The sequence below is a fragment of the Gordonia sp. UBA5067 genome (genome assembly GCF_002414845.1).
In the GTDB taxonomy this organism is placed as follows: Bacteria; Actinomycetota; Actinomycetes; order Mycobacteriales; family Mycobacteriaceae; genus Gordonia; species Gordonia defluvii.
The window spans coordinates 1-2524 of the sequence record NZ_DIAX01000047.1 but is presented as its reverse complement, the minus strand read 5'-3'; the positions used below and the strand labels follow the sequence as shown (position 1 = coordinate 2524).

Here is a 2524-nt window from a genome sequence, read left to right as displayed (position 1 = left end):
AGATGTGTATAAGAGACAGAGTTTCCCTACCTGACCGGGGCCAACGGCGGCGCCGGCTTCCTCCTGGTCTACGTGCTGGCGACGCTCGCCGTCGGCCTGCCGGTGATGATCTCCGAGATCGCGATCGGCCGCGCGGCACGGGCCGACGCCGTGACCGCGTTCGTCGAACTCGCCCCGCCGCGCCAGCCGTGGTGGCTGATCGGCGCCATGGGCGTGGTCGCGGCGGTCCTGATCATGGCCTTCTACAGCGCGGTCGCCGGCTGGGTGTTCGCCTACGTGCTGAAGTCGCTCGTCGGCGGGGCGCTGTCGACCGATCCCAAGGTCACCTCGGCAGCGTTCGGTGCGCTGGTCGCGGATCCGCTGCAGGCGCTGCTGTGGCAGTGGCTGGTGCTGGTCTTCGTCGGCGCGATCATCCTGATGGGCGTATCCAGGGGGATCGAGGCGGTGACCAAGCGCCTGATGCCGGTGCTCTTCGTCCTGCTGGTGCTGCTCGGGATCCGCGGCCTCACGCTGCCGGGTGCGGGCGAAGGTCTCGCCTTCCTGTTCCGGCCCGATTTCTCGCGGATCACCCCGGCCGTCGTCCTGGTCGCCGTCGGCCTCGCGTTCTTCAAGCTCTCGATCGGCATGGGCACGATGGTGACCTACGGCAGCTATTTCCGCTCCGAGCAGAACATCCCGGTGACGGCCGCCCGCGTGATGCTCGCCGATCTCACCGTGTCGATGCTGGCCGGCATCGCGATCTTCCCGGCGGTGTTCGCCTTCGGGTTCAAGCCCGAAGCCGGTCCTTCGCTGGTGTTCATCACCGTGCCGGCGGTGTTCGCGAGCATGCCGGCGGGCGCCGTGTTCATGTTCGCGTTCTTCGTGCTCACCGCGGTGGCCGCGACCGGCGCGATGCTGTCGATCGTCGAGGTGCCGGTCGCCGTGCTGGCCGGGCGCCTCGGCCTTACCCGGCGCGTGGCGACGGTGGTCACTCTGGTCGCGATCGCGCTCCTCGGCGCGATGCCCGCGCTGTCGCAGGGCGCGGCGGCACAGTGGAAGCTCGCCGGGATGAACGCCTTCGACCTCTGCGACTACCTGACCTCGAACCTGTTGCTGCCGGCCGGCGGCATCCTGGTATGCGTGTTTGCCGGCTGGTTCTGGGGGCGCGACCGGGTGGCGGCGGAGCTTTCGAACCGGGGGACGCTCCGCAACGGCGCCGTTCAAGGCGCGCTCGTCTTCCTCGTGCGCTGGGTGTCGCCGGTGCTGATCGCGGCGGTGATGCTGCGGGGATTCGGCGTCGTCTGACCGTCGCCCTGCGGGACGATCGACGCCGCCGCGCCACCGGTCGGGCCGTTCCCGGCGTCCGCGTTACGCCTGCGCCGCGACGGGCTCCGGCGGCACCGCGAGCCGGTGGTCGACGCTGAACTGGTAGTCGCGGAACACGTCGGCGGCATTCAGGATCTGGTAGCGGCCGTCGGGCAGCCGGCGCGAGGTGTCCTTCAGCCGGTACGTCATGTGCCCGCAGGTCCAGCAGTCGAAATTGCGCATGTGGGTGCACAGGCAGGTCTTGTCGCGCACCGAGATCTCGGTGCCCTCGGGATGCTGGTCGAGCTCCCGGTTGTAGGCCTCGATGTACGCGCAGTTGCCGTTGCCGTCGAGCAGGTAGCCGTAGGCCTCGCAGTTGGGGCGGATGCCGGCGCCGATCGCGGGGCTGCTCTTCAGCATCCGCATCGGATAGCCGGTGGGCGAGATCAGGTTGACCTCGATGTCGTCCTCGTTGGCGCGGAAGTACTCCTGCTGGACCTTTTCCGGCAATCCGCATTCGTGGGTGACGGTGAATCGCGTCGCGACCTGCACGGCGGCGGCGCCGATCTCCAGGAACTCGACCGCATCGCTGCCGGTGAAGATGCCGCCGGCGGCGACGACGGGAATGTCGAGCTGCTCCTGGCGCAGATAGTCGATGACCTCGCGGGTGATGGTCATCAGGTCGTAGTTGGCCCAGTCGAGGCCGAAGCCGAGGTGCCCGCCGGCGAGGGGGCCCTCGACGACGATGAAGTCGGGCAGGCGGTCGAGGCGGGCGCTCTTGCGCAGGAACAGCAGCAGCGCGCGCAGCGACGACACGATGATCCCGAATTTCACGTCGCGGAAGCGCGGGTGATCCTCGACCAGGGCGAGCGAGCCGAGGTGCAACCCCGCGGACAGCGTGATGCCGTCGATGCCGCCGTCCATCGCGCCGACGAGGCGGACGCGCAGCGTCTCGCGCGGATTGTTCATCGTCAGCTTCTCCATCGTGTTGATGAAGATCAGCCCGTCCCCCTTCTTCGCCTCCATCGTGCGCCCGACGTGCATCCGCGTCGCCTCCGCCAGGTGGCCGAGGTCGAAGTGAATGCCCGACTTGTCGCGATTGGCGACGTTGTACTTGTACTTCTTCTGCTTGTCGGTGACGAAGCGGGTGCGGAACCGCCGGTCGGAGACGGTCGGGATCATGGCGTCCGAGATGTGCCCGATGCCGCCCAGCCGGGCCGCCTCCAGCGCGAGCTCGGCG

2 protein-coding genes are annotated in these 2524 nt (G+C 68.7%); one reads left to right on the top strand and one right to left on the bottom strand.

Annotated features, from left to right (window positions below):
* Window positions 1–30: 30 nt before the first annotated feature.
* A complete protein-coding gene (locus tag B4M62_RS07835) occupies window positions 31–1284 on the top strand; it encodes a sodium-dependent transporter (RefSeq protein ID WP_290706428.1) in 1254 nt (417 codons plus the stop codon).
* Window positions 1285–1347: 63 nt separating this feature from the next.
* Here B4M62_RS07835 and B4M62_RS07830 read toward each other — a convergent pair.
* On the bottom strand, window positions 1348–2524 hold a 1177-nt coding region (locus tag B4M62_RS07830), incomplete at its 5' end, for a nitronate monooxygenase (protein WP_290706427.1).